At 72.1% G+C, this 17,668-nt stretch carries 17 protein-coding genes; 8 read left to right on the top strand and 9 right to left on the bottom strand.

The features are described 5' to 3' along the window. Positions 1-122: 122 nt before the first annotated feature. Positions 123-287, top strand: a complete 165-nt coding sequence (locus tag EV567_RS27885) for a hypothetical protein (RefSeq protein ID WP_165430427.1) — start codon at positions 123-125, stop codon at positions 285-287. Between the two features lie 47 nt (positions 288-334). Here EV567_RS27885 and EV567_RS19300 read toward each other — a convergent pair whose 3' ends face one another. Then, positions 335-712 (bottom strand): metal-sensitive transcriptional regulator, encoded by a 378-nt coding sequence (locus tag EV567_RS19300; RefSeq protein WP_130441766.1) that lies wholly within the window; start codon positions 710-712, stop codon positions 335-337. Between the two features lie 225 nt (positions 713-937). Between EV567_RS19300 and EV567_RS19305 the strand changes: the two genes are divergently transcribed. Together EV567_RS19305 and EV567_RS19310 are read left to right on the top strand one after the other, a co-directional pair. Further along, the gene (locus tag EV567_RS19305; protein ID WP_130441768.1) at positions 938-1,558 is read left to right on the top strand and encodes a DUF47 domain-containing protein; all 621 of its coding nucleotides are present in this window, start codon (positions 938-940) and stop codon (positions 1,556-1,558) included. A 7-nt stretch (positions 1,559-1,565) separates the two neighbouring features. Further along, complete coding sequence (locus EV567_RS19310) at positions 1,566-2,564, top strand: inorganic phosphate transporter (protein ID WP_130441770.1); 999 nt, start codon at positions 1,566-1,568, stop codon at positions 2,562-2,564. A 128-nt stretch (positions 2,565-2,692) separates the two neighbouring features. On the opposite strand, the gene pstB is transcribed toward EV567_RS19310, so the two are convergent. The 7 genes from pstB to EV567_RS19345 form a co-directional block, all read right to left on the bottom strand. Then, on the bottom strand, positions 2,693-3,469 hold the full coding sequence (pstB, locus tag EV567_RS19315; protein ID WP_130441772.1) for a phosphate ABC transporter ATP-binding protein PstB: 777 nt from the start codon (positions 3,467-3,469) through the stop codon (positions 2,693-2,695). A 75-nt stretch (positions 3,470-3,544) separates the two neighbouring features. Next, positions 3,545-4,594 (bottom strand): phosphate ABC transporter permease PstA, encoded by a 1,050-nt coding sequence (gene pstA, locus EV567_RS19320; RefSeq protein WP_130441774.1) that lies wholly within the window; start codon positions 4,592-4,594, stop codon positions 3,545-3,547. Further along, complete coding sequence (pstC, locus tag EV567_RS19325; protein WP_130441776.1) at positions 4,591-5,655, bottom strand: phosphate ABC transporter permease subunit PstC; 1,065 nt, start codon at positions 5,653-5,655, stop codon at positions 4,591-4,593. The genes pstA and pstC overlap by 4 nt, the downstream gene beginning before the upstream one ends. Before the next feature lie 134 nt (positions 5,656-5,789). Then, positions 5,790-6,917, bottom strand: a complete 1,128-nt coding sequence (pstS, locus tag EV567_RS19330) for a phosphate ABC transporter substrate-binding protein PstS (protein ID WP_130441778.1) — start codon at positions 6,915-6,917, stop codon at positions 5,790-5,792. A 295-nt stretch (positions 6,918-7,212) separates the two neighbouring features. Beyond that, on the bottom strand, positions 7,213-7,632 hold the full coding sequence (locus EV567_RS19335; RefSeq protein WP_130441780.1) for an NUDIX hydrolase: 420 nt from the start codon (positions 7,630-7,632) through the stop codon (positions 7,213-7,215). A gap of 140 nt (positions 7,633-7,772) precedes the next feature. Further along, on the bottom strand, positions 7,773-8,981 hold the full coding sequence (locus EV567_RS19340) for a CHAD domain-containing protein (RefSeq protein ID WP_130441782.1): 1,209 nt from the start codon (positions 8,979-8,981) through the stop codon (positions 7,773-7,775). Further along, positions 8,962-11,184: an RNA degradosome polyphosphate kinase gene (locus EV567_RS19345; RefSeq protein WP_130441784.1), complete on the bottom strand. Its 2,223-nt coding sequence runs from the start codon at positions 11,182-11,184 to the stop codon at positions 8,962-8,964. Before EV567_RS19345 ends, EV567_RS19340 begins: the two co-directional genes overlap by 20 nt. Before the next feature lie 505 nt (positions 11,185-11,689). Here EV567_RS19345 and EV567_RS19350 point away from each other — a divergent pair. The 5 genes from EV567_RS19350 to EV567_RS19370 all read left to right on the top strand — a co-directional run bounded on the left by EV567_RS19350 (position 11,690) and on the right by EV567_RS19370 (position 16,391). Further along, the gene (locus EV567_RS19350) at positions 11,690-12,241 is read left to right on the top strand and encodes an RNA polymerase sigma factor (protein ID WP_130441786.1); all 552 of its coding nucleotides are present in this window, start codon (positions 11,690-11,692) and stop codon (positions 12,239-12,241) included. Then, complete coding sequence (locus tag EV567_RS19355; protein ID WP_130441788.1) at positions 12,238-13,074, top strand: zf-HC2 domain-containing protein; 837 nt, start codon at positions 12,238-12,240, stop codon at positions 13,072-13,074. The genes EV567_RS19350 and EV567_RS19355 overlap by 4 nt, the downstream gene beginning before the upstream one ends. 145 nt (positions 13,075-13,219) lie before the next feature. Beyond that, positions 13,220-14,122: an ABC transporter ATP-binding protein gene (locus tag EV567_RS19360; RefSeq protein ID WP_130441790.1), complete on the top strand. Its 903-nt coding sequence runs from the start codon at positions 13,220-13,222 to the stop codon at positions 14,120-14,122. Then, on the top strand, positions 14,119-15,690 hold the full coding sequence (locus EV567_RS19365) for an ABC transporter permease (RefSeq protein ID WP_130441792.1): 1,572 nt from the start codon (positions 14,119-14,121) through the stop codon (positions 15,688-15,690). Before EV567_RS19360 ends, EV567_RS19365 begins: the two co-directional genes overlap by 4 nt. 110 nt (positions 15,691-15,800) lie before the next feature. Then, on the top strand, positions 15,801-16,391 hold the full coding sequence (locus EV567_RS19370) for an ABC transporter (protein WP_242620903.1): 591 nt from the start codon (positions 15,801-15,803) through the stop codon (positions 16,389-16,391). Between the two features lie 63 nt (positions 16,392-16,454). Here the strand turns inward: EV567_RS19370 and mshD are convergent, their stop codons facing one another. Further along, positions 16,455-17,381, bottom strand: a complete 927-nt coding sequence (gene mshD / locus EV567_RS19375; protein WP_130441794.1) for a mycothiol synthase — start codon at positions 17,379-17,381, stop codon at positions 16,455-16,457. Positions 17,382-17,668: the final 287 nt, after the last annotated feature.

The following is a 17,668-nucleotide window of genomic DNA, read 5'->3' on the forward strand; positions in this document are numbered from 1 at the left end:
TGCGCCCCTCCCTACGCTAGGGCGTGTCGCGAAATCCTCGCCTGCCCCGCGCTCCGGGCGGACGGCGCCGCTTTCGTGACACACCCTAGGGAGCCGGTGACGGCAGAGACGAGGTGATGCGCGTGGCTCCGGTCGGCGGTACGGCGGTTCAGGACCACGAGGCCCTCGCCGAGATCGAACTGTGCGGCGAGCTGATCATCGCGGCCTCGGAGGCCGGGGAGCGGCTCAGCATGGAGAGCATCGACGAGGTGCTGCGTGTCGGCGAGGAGCGGAACGCCACAGGGTGAGCCCGCTCACGGGGAGGCGTTCACCACAGCCGGTCCCGGTCGGGGGCTCAGGTCCGCAGCAGGCGGGCGATGGCCTTCGTGGCCTCCTCGACCTTCGCGTCGATCTCGTCGCCGCCCCTGAGGGCCGCGTCCGCGACGCAGTGCCTCAGGTGCTCCTCCAGGAGCTGGAGGGCGAAGGACTGCAGGGCCTTGGTGGAGGCGGAGACCTGCGTGAGTATGTCGATGCAGTAGGTGTCCTCGTCGACCATCCGCTGCAGGCCCCTGATCTGGCCCTCGATGCGGCGCAGGCGCTTGAGGTGCTCGTCCTTCTGCTTGTGGTACCCGTGCACGGCCGGGGCGGCCCCGGGTGCGGCGGTCGGCGCCTCGGCGCCGGTCCCGACGGCGGTCGTCGCGTCCGTCGTGCCCGTCGCGTGCGTGGCGTCCATCGCATCCTCCATACAGATACCCCTCCTGGGTATATGGTACCGAACTTCGGCGGGTAGGAGCGCCTGTGGCCGTCGCACCGGACGGCCGGTGGACCGGACCTCTCGGCAGCCCCGCTGCCGGTCGCCCCGCACGATGGGTGACACTGGGGGACGGCCCATTAGCCGTGGCCGGATGATGCGCCTAGCATCAGCCTGACCGAAACCGATGCATCCTGAGGACCCCACGTGCGCTTTCGTCTGACCCCCAGGGAGACGAGCTTCTACGACATGTTCGCCGCGTCCGCGGACAACATCGTCACCGGCTCGAAGCTCCTGATGGAACTGCTCGGGGCGGACACCGCCGGCCGGGCCGAGATCGCAGAGCGGATGCGGGCCGCGGAACACGCCGGTGACGACGCCACCCACGCGATCTTCCACCAGCTCAACTCCTCGTTCATCACGCCGTTCGACCGCGAGGACATCTACTCCCTCGCCTCGTCGCTCGACGACATCATGGACTTCATGGAGGAGGCCGTCGACCTGGTCGTCCTCTACAACGTCGAGGAACTGCCCAAGGGCGTCGAGCAGCAGATCGAGGTGCTGGCGCGGGCGGCGGAGCTGACCGCCGAGGCCATGCCCAACCTGCGCACCATGTCGAACCTCACCGAGTACTGGATCGAGGTCAACCGGCTGGAGAACCAGGCCGACCAGATCCACCGCAAGCTGCTGGCGCACCTCTTCAACGGCAAGTTCGACGCCATGGAGGTGCTGAAGCTCAAGCAGATCGTGGACGTGCTGGAAGAGGCGGCGGACGCGTTCGAGCACGTGGCGAACACGGTGGAGACCATCGCCGTCAAGGAGTCCTGAGCTCTTCATGGACACCTTCGCGCTGGTCGCGACCATCGGCGTCGCGCTCTTCTTCACGTACACCAACGGTTTCCACGACTCGGCGAACGCCATCGCCACGTCGGTCTCCACCCGGGCGCTGACCCCGCGTGCGGCGCTCGCCATGGCCGCCGTGATGAACCTCGCAGGCGCCTTCCTCGGCTCCGGCGTCGCCAAGACCGTCAGTGAGGGGCTCATCGAGACGCCTCACGGCTCGACGGGGATGGGCATCCTCTTCGCGGCACTGGTCGGCGCGATCACGTGGAACCTCGTCACCTGGTACTTCGGCCTGCCGTCGTCGTCGTCGCACGCGCTGTTCGGCGGCATGGTGGGCGCCGCGCTCGCGGGCGGGACGACGGTGTACTGGGACGGGGTGCTGGAAAAGATCGTCATCCCCATGTTCCTGTCGCCGTTCGTGGGTCTGATCGTCGGCTACCTGGTGATGACGGCGATCCTGTGGATCTTCCGGAAGGCCAACCCCCACAAGGCCAAGCGGGGCTTCCGCATAGCGCAGACCGTGTCCGCGGCCGGCATGGCGCTCGGACATGGTCTCCAGGACGCCCAGAAGACGATGGGCATCGTGGTGATGGCGCTGGTCATCGCCGATGTGGAGAGCTACGGCGACCCGATCCCGGTCTGGGTCAAGATCGTGTGCGCGGTGATGCTGTCGCTGGGCACCTACGCGGGTGGCTGGCGCATCATGCGCACCCTCGGCCGGAAGATCATCGAGCTGGACCCGCCGCAGGGCTTCGCCGCCGAGACCACCGGCGCGTCGATCATGTTCACCACGGCGTTCCTCTTCAAGGCGCCGATCTCGACGACCCATGTCATCACCTCGGCGATCATGGGCGTGGGCGCGACCAAGCGGGTCAACGCCGTGCGCTGGGGCGTCGCCAAGAACATCGTCCTCGGCTGGTTCATCACGATGCCCGCCGCGGCGGCCGTCGCGGCGATGGCGTTCTGGCTCGTGAACCTGGCGTTCCTCTAGGAACTCGGAACAGACGCCCAGACACGCGGACACGGACAAGGCCCGCCCCCCGGAAGCCAGGGGGGCGGGCCTTCGGCCTCACGGTGGCACCGCCATGCAGCACCGCGAGGGGCTCGGCTCCGGCCGGCTCAGCCGAAGCGGCCGGAGATGTAGTCCTCGGTGGCCTGGACCGACGGGTTGGAGAAGATGCGCTCCGTCTCGTCGAGCTCGATCAGCCGGCCGGGCTGGCCGACCGCGGCCAGGTTGAAGAAGGCCGTGCGGTCGGAGACGCGGGCCGCCTGCTGCATGTTGTGCGTCACGATGACGATCGTGAACCGCTCCTTCAGCTCGCTGATCAGGTCCTCGATGGCGAGCGTCGAGATGGGGTCCAGGGCGGAGCAGGGCTCGTCCATCAGCAGGACGTTCGGCTCGACCGCGATCGCGCGGGCGATGCACAGCCGCTGCTGCTGACCGCCGGACAGGCCCGAGCCGGGCTTGTTCAGGCGGTCCTTCACCTCGTTCCACAGGTTCGCGCCCTTGAGGGACTTCTCCACGATGTCCGGCAGCTCGGACTTCTTGTGCTCGCCGTTCAGGCGCAGGCCCGCCGCCACGTTGTCGAAGATCGACATCGTGGGGAAGGGGTTCGGGCGCTGGAAGACCATGCCGACCTCCCGGCGCACCGACACCGGGTCCACGCCCGCGCCGTACAGGTCCTCGTCGTCCAGGAGGACCTTGCCCTCGACGCGTCCGCCGGACGTCACCTCGTGCATGCGGTTGAGCGTGCGCAGGAACGTCGACTTGCCGCAGCCGGAGGGGCCGATGAAGGCCGTCACCGAGCGCGGCTCGACCGTCATCGAGATGTCCTCGATCGCCTTGTGGGAGCCGTAGTACGCGGTCAGTCCGCTGACGTCGATTCGCTTGGCCATGGCTACTGCTTCACTTCCAGTCTCGGTCGCTGCGGCCGCGTCGGCGACCGGTTACTCGGCTGATGCCGCACAGGGTCATCGGGGGGCCTTCCAACGGGCGAGGCCGCGGGCCACCAGGTTCAGGATCATCACGAAGGCGATCAGCGTGAGCGACGCCGCCCAGGCACGGTCGTACGCCGCCTGGGAGCCCGCGCTCTGCGAGTACTGCTGGTAGATGTACAGCGGCAGCGACGCCTGTGCGCCCTCGAAGGGGTTGGCGTTGATGAACGGGTTGCCGAAGACCAGGAGCAGCACGGGCGCCGTCTCGCCCGCGATACGGGCCACCGACAGCATGACGCCGGTGATGATGCCGCCGATGGAGGTCGGGACGACCACCTTCAGGATGGTGCGCCACTTCGGGACGCCGAGGGCGAGGGAGGCCTCGCGCAGCTCGTTCGGGACGAGCTTGAGCATCTCCTCGGTGGAGCGGACCACCACCGGCATCATCAGGATGGCCAGGGCGAGCGAGCCGGCGAAGCCGAAGGGCTGCATGTCGAACATCAGCATCAGGCTGAGGATGAACAGGCCGGCGACGATCGACGGGATGCCCGTCATGACGTCCACGAAGAAGGTGACGGCCCGGGCGAGGCTGCCGCGCCCGTACTCCACCAGGTAGATCGCGGTGAGCACGCCGATCGGCGCGCCGATCAGGGTGGCGAGGCCGACCTGCTCCAGGCTGCCGAGGATGGCGTGGTAGATGCCGCCGCCGGGCTCGGAGTCGGCGACGACGCCCATGGAGTGGGTCAGGAAGTAGACGTCCAGGACCTTCAGGCCGCGCTGCACGGTCGCCCAGATCAGGGACGCGAGCGGGACCACGGCGAGGAGGAAGGCGACCCAGACGAGCGCGGTCGCGATGCGGTCCTTGGCCTGGCGGCGGCCCTCCACGCGCGCGGCGACGCCGTACGTGCCGAGCAGGAAGAGCAGACCGGCGATCAGGCCCCACTGGATGCGGCTGTGCAGTCCGGCGGCGAGGCCGATGCCCACGGCCAGGGCGGCGGAACCGGCGGCGACGGCCGGTGAGGTCCACTTGGGCAGGGCGGCGCCGCGCAGGCTGCCGGGACGCTTGTCGAGAACGGCGTTGCTCATGCGTTGGCCCCCGAGTACTCCTTGCGGCGGGCGATGATCGCGCGGGCCGCGCCGTTGACCAGCAGGGTGATGACGAACAGGACCAGGCCCGACGCGATGAGCGCGTCACGGCCGAACTCGGTCGCCTCGTTGAACTTGCTGGCGATGTTCTGGGCGAAGGTGCCGCCGCCGGGGTTGAGCAGGCTGGCGTGGATGTCGAAGTCCGGGGAGAGCACGGTGGCGACGGCCATCGTCTCGCCGAGGGCGCGGCCGAGGCCGAGCATGGAGGCGGAGATCACTCCGGAGCGGCCGAAGGGCAGCACCGCCATGCGGACCACCTCCCAGCGGGTGGCGCCGAGGGCCAGGGCGGCTTCCTGGTGCATCTGCGGCACCTGGCGGAAGACCTCGCGGCTGACATTGGTGATGATCGGCAGGATCATGATGGCGAGCAGGATGCCCACGGTGAGCATGGAGCGCGGGGCGCCCTGGTCCCAGGAGAAGATCCCGGTCCAGCCCAGGTACTCGTCGAGCCAGCCGAACAGGCCGTTCAGGTGCGGTACGAGGATCAGCGCGCCCCACAGGCCGTAGACGATGGACGGCACGGCGGCGAGCAGGTCGACCACGTAGGCGATCGGGCCGCTCAGCCGGCGCGGGGCGTAGTGGGTGATGAACAGCGCGATGGCGACCGCGACGGGCACCGCGAGGACCATCGCGACGACCGACGAGACCACGGTGCCGAAGGCGAGCACGGCGATGCCGAACTTCGGCGGGATCAGGTTGGTGTTCCACTCGAACGCGGTGAGGAAGTTCGCCTCGTCCTTGCTGATGGCGAGGGAGGCGCGGTAGGTCAGGAAGACCGCGATCGCCGCCATGATCGCCAGCAGCAGGATGCCCGACCCGCGGGTGAGGGTGAGGAAGATCCGGTCGCCGGGCCGGGTGGCGCCGCGGGCGGCGCGCTTCAGCTCGGCCGTGCCGGGGGCGCCCGGCGTGTGCGGCGCGATCGGGTCGCCCGGTCCGCCCCGTGCGGACGGCGGGGGCGGTGGCTCGGCTGGGTTCTGTGACTTCTTCGTCGATATGTCCATGGGGTTCTCCGGTCTGCGGAGCCGCTCGGGGTGGGCGGCTCGGGCGGGGCCGGGAGTGCGGACGGCCCCTGGCGGCGGTGCACCGGACGGTGCGGTCCGGACCGGGTCGCCCCGGCGCCGGACCGCACCACGGATCAGCTCAGGCCTTCGACGGTGGAGCGGACCTTGGTGATGATGGCCTCGGGGATGGGCGCGTAGTCGATGCCCGAGAGGATGCCCTGACCCTGCTCGCTGGCGATGTAGCGCAGGAACGCCTTGGTGGCGGGCAGAGTCGCGGACTTGTTGCCCTTGTCGCAGACGATCTCGTACGTGACCAGCGTGATCGGGTAGGCGCCCTCGGACTTGGTCGCGTAGTTGATCTTCAGCGCGAGGTCGCTGCCGGTGCCGACGACCTTGGCGTCGGCGATGGCCTTGGTGGCGCCGTCGGAGGAGGCCTTGACCGGGGCCGCGGCGCCGGTGTTGATGGCGACCGTGCCCAGGCCGTCCTTGGCGTACGACAGCTCCATGTAGCCGATCGCGCCGTTGGTCTGCTTCACGCCCTGGGCGACGCCGGAGGAGCCGGACGCGGACTGGCCGCCCTTGGCCTGCCAGGCCTTGCCGCCCTCGTACGGCCAGTCGCTCTTGGCGGTGGCGATCAGGTACTTGGTGAAGTTGTCCGTGGTGCCGGACTCGTCCGAGCGGTGGTACGGCTGGATCTTCAGGTCGGGCAGGCTGGCACCGGGGTTGAGCTTCTTGATCGCCGGGTCGTTCCAGTTGGTGATCTTGCCGTTGAAGATCTTGGCGATCGTCGGGGCGTCCAGGACGAGGTCGTCGACGCCGGAGAGGTTGTAGGCGACGGCGATCGGGCCGCCGACCATCGGCAGGTCGATGCCCTGGCCGCCGGAGCAGACCTGCTTGGAGGCGGTGACGTTCTCGGGCTTCAGCGCGGAGTCGGAGCCGGCGAAGGCGACCTGGCCCTGCGTGAACGCGGTGACGCCGGCGCCGGAGCCCGAGCCCTTGTAGTTGACCTGGACCCCCTTGCAGGCCAGCGTGAAGTTCTTGACCCAGGCGTCGATCGCGTTCTTCTGCGCGGACGAGCCGTCGGCGAGCAGCTGACCCTTGGCGTCGTCGCACTTGACGTCGCTCGCCGCCGCCGCGGGGGAGCTGCCACCGTTCGTGCCGGAGCCGGTGTCGTCGGAGCCGCACGCCGTGAGGGCCAGGGCGCCGGAGACGGCGAGAGCACCGAGGGAGAGGGCCCGCCGGTTCATGCGCTGAAGCTTCACTTGAGGGAGATCCTTCCAGGAGCCGCCGTCCTGAATCCGGCGGCGTGCGAAAGTGCGGTGGTCCGTCGGCGTCCATGAGGGCGCGCGCCGCACCGGGTAAGGCCGAAATTAGGCAGAACAGGTGAAGGCGCCGATGGGCGTGAATGAACGGGGGGTGAACCCCTGTGGTCGGCCTGGTTAGGCGCGGCCGAGGTGACGGAACGCTCACGTCCAGGACACGGGGCGGGCACGGGGCGGGCGGGAGACTGCTGGGGCACGGGGGGCGTCCCGGTGTGGCGTGATCTTCCGGGCCGCGCTATGCGAGGTGCAGGGCGTTCAGCAGGGCGTCCACGAGGGTGCGGTCCCTCGGCTGGGTGAGGCGGTCGCGGGCCGCCGCAGGTGGCAGCCACAGGATGCGGTCGACCTCGTCGTTGCTGGTGAAACGGCCGCCCGCCGCCTCGGCCGCCCAGTAGTGGACCTCCTTGGGGCGGCCCTGCGCGAGGTAGCGCACGGTGGGCAGCCGGGCTCCCGGCAGCGCCGTGTAGCCGGTCTCCTCACCCACCTCGCGCACGGCGCCCGACAGGGGGCCCTCGTCGCGTTTCAGCTTGCCCTTCGGGTGCGACCAGTCGTCGTACTTCGGTCGGTGAACCAGACATATCTCCAGCTCACCGCCGATCGGCGAACGGCGCCACAGGACACAGCCCGCGGCCTGGACGGGGGTTCGGGGAACGGGCACGGTCGCCGCCTCCTGACGGGGTGGGAGGTCGTGAGCCGGGCGGTCGTGGGCTGGGAGGTCGTGGGGCGGGAGGTCGTGGGGCGGGAGGTCGTGGGGCGGGGTCTCCCGCACGGTGGGGGGCTCCTCTCCGAGGCGCTCGGCTAGGTGCTGGTGCCGACGGTCTGCTTCTGCCACGAACGCTGGAAGGCATACCGGGCCGCCTCCACCTCGTGCCGCTGGTCGGCGTGGAGCACACCGAGCGCGTACGCGGTCGCCGGGGCGATCCTCGGTGTGCGGGCCGCCTGAGCGGCGGCGGCAGCGGCCTCCGCCGCGTCGCGGTGCCGGTCGAGGGCCTCGCCGGCGGCGAGCAGCCGCGCGTCGACGGGGACGCGGTCGCCGGTGTGCAGGACCTCCAGGGCGTACCGGTGCAGGCGCAGCAGCAGCCGGACCTGGTGCCAGGGGGTGTCCTGCGGGTGCGGGGCGGGGTCCGGGGAGAGGCCGTGGACCAGGGCTTCCGCGTTGTAGGGGTGGCCCGCGGTGACGAGGGGGAGCGCCGCGACGGCGTCCGTGAGGCGCTCCGCGGCGGCGGCCGCGAAGGACCGCAGGTCGGCGTCCACGGCGGCGGGCGCGAGCGGGACCTCGCTGGCGAGCACCGCCACCTGGTCCGCGACGGCGTGGAAACGGGAGCTGCCCAGGGCCTGGAGGGCGGCGGAGTGCGCGCGGGTGCGGGCGAGGTTCAGCTGCCGGTCGAGCAGGGCGCCGGCCTTCACGGCCCCGACGGTGAGGTGGGCGCGGTCGGGCAGGGGGTGGGGGGAGGTGAGCGTGGCTGCTGCCGTGACGGCGGTGACCGTGGCCGTGGGGCTCGCCGGGCTCGTGGGGGTGGGGGCGCCGGCGGGCGCCGGCTCGGTCAGGTCTGCGGGCTGCCGTGCCGGGGCCGACGACGGCACAGGGGCTGTGGGGGGCGTCGGGGACGTGCCCGAGAGGCGGTGGAGGGCCAGGAGGAGGCGCTCCAGGCGGGCTTCGCAGGCGTGTTCCTGGGCCAGCGTGCCCGACAGCCAGGAGAGTTCGGGGCGGATCCCCTCCGACCAGCCGGGATCGAGGAGCGGACGGAAGGTGTGCAGGGTGCCGCTGATGCGGCGGGCCGCGCGGCGCAGGGCGCGCGCCGCGTCCGGCGAGTGCCCGGCTCCTCCCGTGCGTGGCTGCGCCCGGCCGGCGGCGCCCCCGCCGCCGTACGGTGCGCCGCCGCTCTCCTGGTGCAGGCGCAGGGCGCGGAGGAACTCCACGGCCTGCGCCCGGAGGTAGCCCGTCAGGGCGTCCTCCGCGACGGGCGCGGCCGTGGAGTCCGTCAGTTCATGGTGTCGCTGTGCCACGCCGGCGCCTCCGGGCGTCTATGAGCATCTCCTGGACGTTGCGCAGGGGCTGGCCGTCCGCGTCGGTCGAGTGCCGGGTCCACTCGCCGTCCGGGCCCAGGTGCCAGGACGCGGTCCCGTCCGACATGCCGGTCTCCAGCATCCGGTTGAGCGCGGCCCGGTGGGCCGGGTCGGTGACCCTGACCAGCGCCTCGATACGGCGGTCGAGGTTGCGGTGCATCATGTCGGCGCTGCCGAACCACACCTCGGGCTCGCCGCCGTTGCCGAAGGCGAACACCCGGGAGTGCTCGAGGAAGCGGCCGAGGATCGAGCGGACGCGGATGTTGTCCGACAGGCCGGGCACCCCGGGCCGTACCGCGCAGATGCCGCGCACCCAGACGTCGACCGGCACGCCCGCCTGGGACGCCCGGTAGAGGGCGTCGACGATCGCCTCGTCCACCATGGAGTTGACCTTGATGCGGACGTACGCGGGCCGTCCCGCGCGGTGGTGCTGGATCTCCTTGGTGATCCGGGATACCAGCCCGTCGCGCAGCGACTTGGGGGCGACGAGCAGCCGGCGGTAGGTCTCGCGGCGGGAGTAGCCGGAAAGCCGGTTGAACAGGTCGGAGAGGTCCGCGCCGACCTGCTGGTCGGCGGTGAGCAGGCCGAGGTCCTCGTACAGCCGGGCCGTCTTCGGGTGGTAGTTGCCGGTGCCGACGTGGCTGTAGCGCCGGAGCGTCTCGCCCTCCTGGCGGACCACCAGGGACAGCTTGCAGTGCGTCTTCAGGCCGACCAGGCCGTAGACGACGTGACAGCCGGCCTCCTCCAGTTTGCGCGCCCACTTGATGTTGGCGTGCTCGTCGAAGCGGGCCTTGATCTCGACCAGGACGAGGACCTGCTTGCCGGACTCGGCGGCGTCGATGAGGGCGTCGACTATCGGGGAGTCGCCGGAGGTCCGGTACAGGGTCTGCTTGATCGCGAGGACGTCCGGGTCGGCGGCGGCCTGCTCCAGGAAGGCCTGGACGGAGGTGGAGAAGCTGTCGTAGGGGTGGTGCAGCAGCACGTCCCGGTTGCGCAGCGCGCCGAAGATGTCCGGCGGGCTCGCGGACTCCACCTCGGCGAGGTCGCGGTGGGTGCCGGCGATGAACTTCTTGTACTTCAGTTCGGGCCGGTCGAGGCCGTGGATGCGGAAGAGGCCGGTGAGGTCCAGCGGGCCGGGCAGCGGGTAGACCTCCGCCTCGCTGATCTTCAGCTCGCGGACGAGGAGGTCCAGGACCTCGCGGTCGATTGACTCCTCCACCTCCAGGCGCACCGGCGGCCCGAAACGGCGCCGCATGAGCTCCTTCTCCAGGGCCTGGAGCAGGTTCTCGGCGTCGTCCTCCTCGACCTCGAGGTCCTCGTTGCGGGTGAGGCGGAAGGCGTGGTGCTCCAGCACCTCCATGCCCGGGAACAGCTCCTCCAGGTGCGCGCCGATGACGTCCTCGATGGGGACGTAGCGGCCGGGGGAGCTCTCCAGGAAGCGGGACAGCAGCGGCGGCACCTTGACGCGCGCGAAGTGCTTGTGGCCGCTTACGGGGTTGCGGACGACGACCGCGAGGTTGAGCGAGAGACCCGAGATGTACGGGAAGGGGTGCGCCGGGTCGACCGCGAGGGGGGTCAGGACCGGGAAGATCTGGTGCCGGAACAGCGTGAAGAGGCGGGCACCCTCCTTCTCCGTCAGCTCGCTCCAGCGGACCAGGTGGATGCCCTCCTCCGCGAGGGCGGGCGCGATGTCCTCGTGGTACGTCGCGGCGTGCCGGGCCATCAGTTCGCGCGAGCGGGCCCAGATCATCTCCAGCACCTCGCGCGGCTGGAGGCCGGAGGCGGAGCGGGTGGCCACGCCGGTGGCGATACGGCGCTTGAGACCGGCCACCCGGACCATGAAGAACTCGTCGAGGTTGCTCGCGAAGATGGCGAGGAAGTTCGCGCGCTCCAGCAGCGGCGTGTTCGGGTCCTCGGCGAGTTCCAGAACGCGCTCGTTGAACGCGAGCCAGCTGCGCTCCCGGTCGAGGAAGCGCCCCTGCGGCAACAGGGCCCCGTCGGCCTGTGCCTCTTCGTAGGCGTCGAGATCGGCGTCGAGGTCGGGTTCCAGGTCGGAGACCGTGGCGGCCACGGTGTGCGGGCGGTGCGCGGCTATGGATCCGACGGACGGCTGCGCGTGCTGTGCCTGGGTGTTCTGGCTCATGAACCCATTGTTCCGCGTCAGAGCCGGGACAGGCGCGTCGGAACGGACGACGGGGGGCGCGATGTCACTTCCGCTGTGGCTTGTGCGGTGACTTCCGCGCAGGGGGAGCACCTCGGGGGGCCGCGACGACTCGGAGCGCGGCGCCGGCGCGGGCACGACGGGTTCCATTGCCCGAGCCTCGCAAGCCTGTCTGAACCGACGGTTACGGAGACATGGCGTACGGGATATCTGGGGGCGGCTCGCGGGGGTGGGGTGGGTGGGACGGGGGGTGTCTTACGGGGCTGTCCTGCGGGGTGGGCTGGTGTCGGGCGGGGGCTGGTGTCGGGCGGGTGGGGTGGGCTGGTGTCGGACGGTTCGGGTGGGGCCGGTGCCTGACGGTCGGGCCGGGCTGTCGGAGCCCGTCTCGCCGGTGCGGTTTCGGGGTGCCGGCACGGTGGCGCCGGTGGCGGAAAAATTCGTGGGCCGGGGCGTGAACCGATCGGCGGGGCTCGACCGATGAGGGGATGTGAGCGAAACGAGAAGCGACGGGGAGCTGCTGCGGGCCATCGCGGCAGACGGGGACCGTCACGCCTTCGAGGAGCTGTACCGGCGGTACGCGCCGTGGCTGACCGCGCGCATGCGCGGCCGCTGCGCCGACGCCGGAATAGTCGACGACGTCGTCCAGGAGACGTTCCTCGCGGTGTGGCGGGGTGCCGCCCGCTACCGGGAGGAGGGTCCTTCCGGGGACGCGGCCGGCTGGCTGTGGCGCATCGGCGCCCGTCGGCTGGTGGACGCCATGCGGGGTGACGGCGCGCGCGGGCGGCTTCGGCAGGCGCTGTCCAAGCTGCGCCACCGCGACGAGGCGTCGGCGGAGGAGCGCGTGCTCGCGGGGGTGGAGCACGGGGACCTCGCCGGGGCCCTCACCCGCCTCTCCCCGGAGCTGCGGGCGGTTCTCCAGGCCACCGTCATCGACGGACTCACCACGCGGGAGGCGGCGGTGCTGCTCGGCATCCCCGCAGGCACGGTCAAGACGCGGGCCCAGCGGGCCCGCAAGCAACTGCGGGAGGCGCTGGCATGACATGGCATGTGGCGGAAGACGATATTCGCGCGTACGCGACGGGTGAGCTGGCGCCGCCCCTGCTCTGGTCCGCCGACACGCACCTCGCGGGGTGTGGGGAGTGCCGGTCCCGGCTCAGAGCGGCCGTCGACCCCGTCGCGCTGGACGCGGGCTGGGAGCGGCTGGACGCCGAGCTGGACGCGCCGCGGCCGGGGCTGTTCGAGCGGCTGCTGGTGCGGCTCGGTGTGGCCGACCACACCGCCCGGCTGCTCAGCGCGACGCCGGTGCTGCGCCGCTCCTGGCTGCTCGCCGTGACGTCCTTGCTGGTCATCACGGTCCTCGCGGTGCACACGGTGGACCGTCCCGCCCTGTTCCTCGCCCTCGCGCCGCTGCTCCCGCTCGCCGGGGTCGCCCTGTCCTACGGGCCGGGCCTCGACCCGACGTTCGAGATGGCCGTCGTCGCCCCGATGCACGGCTTCCGGCTGCTGATGATCCGGACGGTCGCGGTGCTGACCACGGGCCTGGCCTTCAACGGCCTGGCGACGCTCGCCCTGCCGGGGTACGGCCTGCTGGCCCTGACCTGGCTGCTGCCGGCGCTCGCGCTCACCGCCACGGGGCTGGCGCTGACCCCGAGACTGGGGCCGGTCCTGGCGCCCGCCCTGGTCGCCGGCTCCTGGGTGACCCTGCTGGTGGTGGCGGAGCAGTACAGCCGCGGGACGCTCGCGCCCTTCACGGCGTACGGGCAGTCGGTCGCGGCGGCGGTCGCCGTCCTCGCCGGCCTGCTGCTCCACCGGAGCCGCGACCGCTTCGACGCCCGCCCCCTCGGCGGTTTCCCCGGCGAAGGCGCCGAATGACACCGCGCCCGGCCGGAGCCCACGTGCCCGTGCGGGACCCCGCCCGAGCGTCGCCCCGCGCACAGGCCCCGGCGCACGCCCCTCAGCGCCGCCCCCGCCCTCCGATTCCCTCCCCGTTCCACGACCGGACTTCCAGGAGCTCCGCATGACCACCGTCCCGGCCACGTCGGCCGCCCCGCCCTCCGCGCCCTCCGCCACCGTGACGGCCACCGGTCTCTCCCTGCGCTACGGCGGCACGCACGCCCTCGACGGCGTCTCCCTGCGGCTCACCCGGGGCGTCACCGGGCTGCTCGGCCCGAACGGCGCGGGCAAGACCACCCTGTTGCGGGTGCTGGCGACGGCGCTGCCGCCCGACCGAGGCGAGTTCACGGCCCTGGGTCACGATCCCCGCACCGCGGCCGGTCGCGTCGATCTGCGTCGCGCGCTCGGCTATCTGCCGCAGAACCCCGGCTTCCACCCGGACTTCACGGCCTTCGACTTCGTCGACTACGTGGCGATCCTCAAGGAGCTGACCGACCGCGCCGCCCGGCACCGCGAGGTGCGGCGCGTCCTGGAGGCCGTCGACCTCTCCCATGTGCGCAGCAAGCGCATCAAGCGGCTGTCCGGAGGCATGCGGCAGCGTGTGGCGCTGGCCGCCGCGCTCGTCGGAGACCCCGGCTTCCTCGTCCTGGACGAGCCGACCGTCGGGCTGGACCCGGAACAGCGCATGAGATTCCGGGAACTGATCGCCGCGGCCGGCGAGGGGCGCACGGTGCTGCTGTCCACGCATCAGACGGAGGACGTGGCGATGCTGTGCCACCGGGTCCTGGTCCTCGCCCACGGCCGGATCCGCTTCGAGGGCACCCCGGCCGAGCTCACCGCCCGTGCCGCGGGCCGGGTCTGGAGCAGCCCCGAGCGCGACCCGGGCGCCCTGGCCGGCTGGCGCACCGGCGCCGGCTCCTTCCGTAACGTCGGCGATCCGCCCGAGGGCGCCGACCTCGTCGAACCCACCCTGGAGGACGGCTACCTGCTCGTCCTCGACGGCACGGACCGGGAGGTACGGGCATGAGCGTCACGGTCGACCCGACCGGGGGCGGCACCGCCACCCACCCCGGACCGCCGCACGCCCGGCCGCCGCACTCCGGCCGCCGCCGGACCGGCGCGGTCCTCGCCCTGGCCCGCTTCGAGACCCGCGAGCTGCTGCTGCAGATTCCGGTGCTGGTCTTCCTCGCGCTCTACGCCGGTGTCGTCGCCGTGCAGATGACGCACTACGACGGCATGGACGACTACCCCGTCCTCCACACCGTCGACCGCGACACGCAGCCGGCGCCCTTGCTGCTCGCCCTCGCGCTGCTGGTCTGCACCAACGCGGCCGCTCTGCGCTCACGCAAGCACGGCACGGTCCAGCAGTTCGACACGCTGGCGATGGAGCCCTGGCGGCGTGACCTCGCCCATTTGCTGTCGGTCCTGCCGTTCGCGGCGCTCACGGCGGTCGCCGTCGGCGTCCGCTTCGCCCGGGAGGCGCTCAAGCCCGGCGCGATCGGGCACGGATCGCTCGGTGAGCTGGCCGTGGGCCCCCTGACCGTCCTGCTGGCCGGTGTCCTCGGTGTCGTGCTGGCCAGAGTCGTGCCCACGCCGTTCGCGCCCATACTGTTCGTGGTCGCCGCGTACCTGCTCGTCGTCATCGCCTCCGCCGCGGCCGGGGCCGGCGGCGAGGGGCTTGGCCGGCTGTCGCCGGTCCTGTTCTCCGGCAACGCCGGCGGCGACCCCGTCCCCGCCGATCTGCTGGGCCGGCCTGCCGGCTGGCACGCCCTCTACGTCCTGGGCCTGTGCGCCGTGCTGGCCTGCGCGGCGCTGCTGCGGTCGGGTGGCCGCACCGGCGCCCTCAAGGCGGTCACCGCCCTCGCCCTGACCGCCACGGTGGCCGGAGCGCTCGGTCAGGGGCTGCGCGACACGGCGGCGCTGGAGGCGGCCCGGCGGACGGCGTCCACGTCACCGCAGAAGGTCCAGACGTGCACGACGGCCGGCGGCTCGACGTACTGCTCCTTCCCCGACTGGGAGAGTGTGCGCGACGACTGGGCCGAGGTCGTCGAGAGGGTGCGGTCATCCGCCGGCGGGACAGCGGCGAACACCGCGCTGACGGTACGACAGCGCATCGACGCCACCGGGGACATCGAGGCGGACGCCGCGCTGACCCCCTCCGGCACGCCGGGCGAGGTGACGGTCGGCACCCGCTGGGGCGGCAACCGCGTCCCCGAGTTCGCGGTGGGAGTCGCCACGGTGCTCGTCGCGGGCAGGGAGGACGCGACGATGCACGGTCTGTGCGGCGCGCGCGGGATCACCGCCATGTGGCTGGTCCTGGCCACCGACCCCACTCCCCGGGCGACCTTCAGAAACGTGCGCCTGGACGACAGCGACAGCGGCCCGGCACAGGTGCTGGCCCCCACGGAGGGCCTGTCCCTGACGGCGCAGCAGACGACGGTCGTCCAGGAACTCCTGGCCCGCCCCCGAGCGGAGATCTCACCCCGGGTGAAGGCGAACTGGCGCAAGCTGACGTCCGCTCAGACCAGCACGGCCGAGGCGGCGGAGCTGCTGGGCGTCGCCGCGCCGAAGGGAGCCGAGCAGTGCGAGGAGTAGGAGGAGCGGGGCGAGGGGCGGCCGGTGTGACCGGTCCGTCGGAGGGGGTGGGCCGGCCCGAGAGGCGCACGACCGTCATCCGGGACCAACTCCGGGCTCTCGTGCCACCCGTGTGGCGGTCCCTCCCCCGGCGGGCGCCGGCAGCGGCGGGTGGCACGGGACTGCTGCTGGCGGCGAGCACACGTTGGCCGGCCGAGGTGCCGGGCGAGGAGGGCGGGCTGATGCTGCTGCGGCTCGTCGCCCTGACCGGTGCGCTGGGCCTGGCGTTCCTCCTGGACGACCCCGCCCGTCACACCACCGCGACGACCCCGCTGGGCCGCCCCCTGAGAGCCGGCCTGCGCCTGGCCATGGCCGTGCCGCTCGCGGCGCTGTGGTGGACGGCGGTCCTGCTCGCCGTCCCCGCGTCCTCCCGCCCACCGCTCGGGCCGGTCACCCTGGAGGCAGCGGCCACGGCCGTCGCCGCGGTCGCCCTCGCCTCGGCCGCGATCCGCTTCTCCGACCGGGCCGAAGTGGGCAAGGGCACGGCACTGCTCCTCGGCGCGGCCGCCGTACTCACGGCACTCGTCCCGGCGCGCTGGGGCCTGTTGACGCTGCCCGGTCAGCCGTGGTGGGAGGAGGCGCAGATGCGGTGGGCGGCGGTGCTGGCTGTGATGCTGGCGTCGGCGGCCCTGTGCACGCCGGAGCCGTTGAGACGCAGGTGAACGGCTCGCCGCACGGGGCGCGCCTTCAGGGGTGCCCGGCGCTTCGGGAGACCTGCCGCGCTCTCACGTCTCCGTGCGGTACATGAGGTCCGTCTCATGGGTGACGAATCCCAGCCGCTCGTAGACCGAGACCGCCGCCTTGTTGTCGGCGTCGACGTACAGCATCGCCGTGGGCAGGCCCTGCCCCGCGAGATGACGGAGGCCGATCGTGGTGAGGGACTTGCCGAGCCCGCCGCCCTGCGCGCCGGGCGCCACACCGAGGACGTACACCTCGCCGAGCTGCTCCTCGGCGTGGACCTTCGTCCAGTGGAAGCCGACGAGCTGCTCGCCCTGGAAGGCGAGGAAGAAGCCCGCCGGGTCGAACCACGGCTCGGACTCGCGGTCGTCGAGGTCGCGCTGGGTGAGCGAGCCCTGCTCGGGATGGTGGGCGAACGCGGCCGAGTTGACGGCCAGCCACGCGCCGTCGTCCTGCCCGGGGACGAAGGTCCGGACGTGCACGCCCTCGGGCAGCACCGGGTCGGGCAGCTCCAGGCCGGTCAAAGGCCGTCGCATCTGCCGCAGTTCGCGGAAGAGGGTCAGCCCGAGGACCTGGGCGAGGTGCCGGGCGGCGGGGTGGCCGCCGTGGGCCCACACGCGCAGCCGCTTGCCGGAGGCGGCGAGGAGGGCGGAGCCGAGCGCGCGGCCGTGCCCGTGGCCGCGGTGGGAGGGGTGGACGACGAGTTCGGCGGCCGGCGCCTCGACGGGGTCGGTGTCCTCCAGCTGGGCGTAGCCGACGAGTTCGTCGCCGACGGCGAGCAGCAGATGACAGACGCCGTCCCGGGGGCCGCCGCGCAACTGCAGCCGGCCCTGCTCGGACACAGCCTGCTGGCCGTCGTTCCGGGCGGCCTCCGCGAGCAGGTCGAGGACGGCCTCGGTCTGCTCGGGGGAGAGCGCGGAGTGGGTCTCGATGGATCGGGAGCCGTAGGTCCGTGCGGCGTCGTCGCTGGTCATGCGTACGAGGGTAAGGGGTCCTCATCGGCGGGCCGGGGAAAAGCGACGGCGACGGGAAGAGCGTGGGCGAACACGCTGCGGAATGCGGGCCGAGGACGGGAACCAGCCAAGCGCAGAAGAGGGCGAGAGCCGGCCGAAGGCAGGCCCATGGCCAGGGCCGCGGGCAAAGGGAAATCAGGATGTGACCTGAACCCCCTGTCGCGCTACGCGCGTTGACCTTAGGCTGCGGCCCGACGGGGCCGCTTGTCTCCGGGGTCCGAGGACCCCTTCATACGCCTCTCAGGGCC

Origin of the sequence: Streptomyces sp. BK239 (genome assembly GCF_004217285.1) — a bacterium.
Lineage (GTDB): Bacteria > Actinomycetota > Actinomycetes > Streptomycetales > Streptomycetaceae > Streptomyces.

Excerpts from the sequence above, each read along its gene's own strand:
- EV567_RS19355 (WP_130441788.1), top strand. The coding sequence starts at position 12,238 with ATGACATGGCATGTGGCGGAAGACGATATTCGCGCGTACGCGACGGGT.
- mshD (WP_130441794.1), bottom strand. The coding sequence starts at position 17,381 with ATGACCAGCGACGACGCCGCACGGACCTACGGCTCCCGATCCATCGAG.
- EV567_RS19345 (WP_130441784.1), bottom strand. The coding sequence starts at position 11,184 with ATGAGCCAGAACACCCAGGCACAGCACGCGCAGCCGTCCGTCGGATCC.
- EV567_RS19300 (WP_130441766.1), bottom strand. The coding sequence starts at position 712 with ATGGACGCCACGCACGCGACGGGCACGACGGACGCGACGACCGCCGTC.
- pstC (WP_130441776.1), bottom strand. The coding sequence starts at position 5,655 with ATGGACATATCGACGAAGAAGTCACAGAACCCAGCCGAGCCACCGCCC.
- EV567_RS19310 (WP_130441770.1), top strand. The coding sequence starts at position 1,566 with ATGGACACCTTCGCGCTGGTCGCGACCATCGGCGTCGCGCTCTTCTTC.
- EV567_RS19360 (WP_130441790.1), top strand. The coding sequence starts at position 13,220 with ATGACCACCGTCCCGGCCACGTCGGCCGCCCCGCCCTCCGCGCCCTCC.
- pstB (WP_130441772.1), bottom strand. The coding sequence starts at position 3,469 with ATGGCCAAGCGAATCGACGTCAGCGGACTGACCGCGTACTACGGCTCC.
- pstA (WP_130441774.1), bottom strand. The coding sequence starts at position 4,594 with ATGAGCAACGCCGTTCTCGACAAGCGTCCCGGCAGCCTGCGCGGCGCC.
- EV567_RS19365 (WP_130441792.1), top strand. The coding sequence starts at position 14,119 with ATGAGCGTCACGGTCGACCCGACCGGGGGCGGCACCGCCACCCACCCC.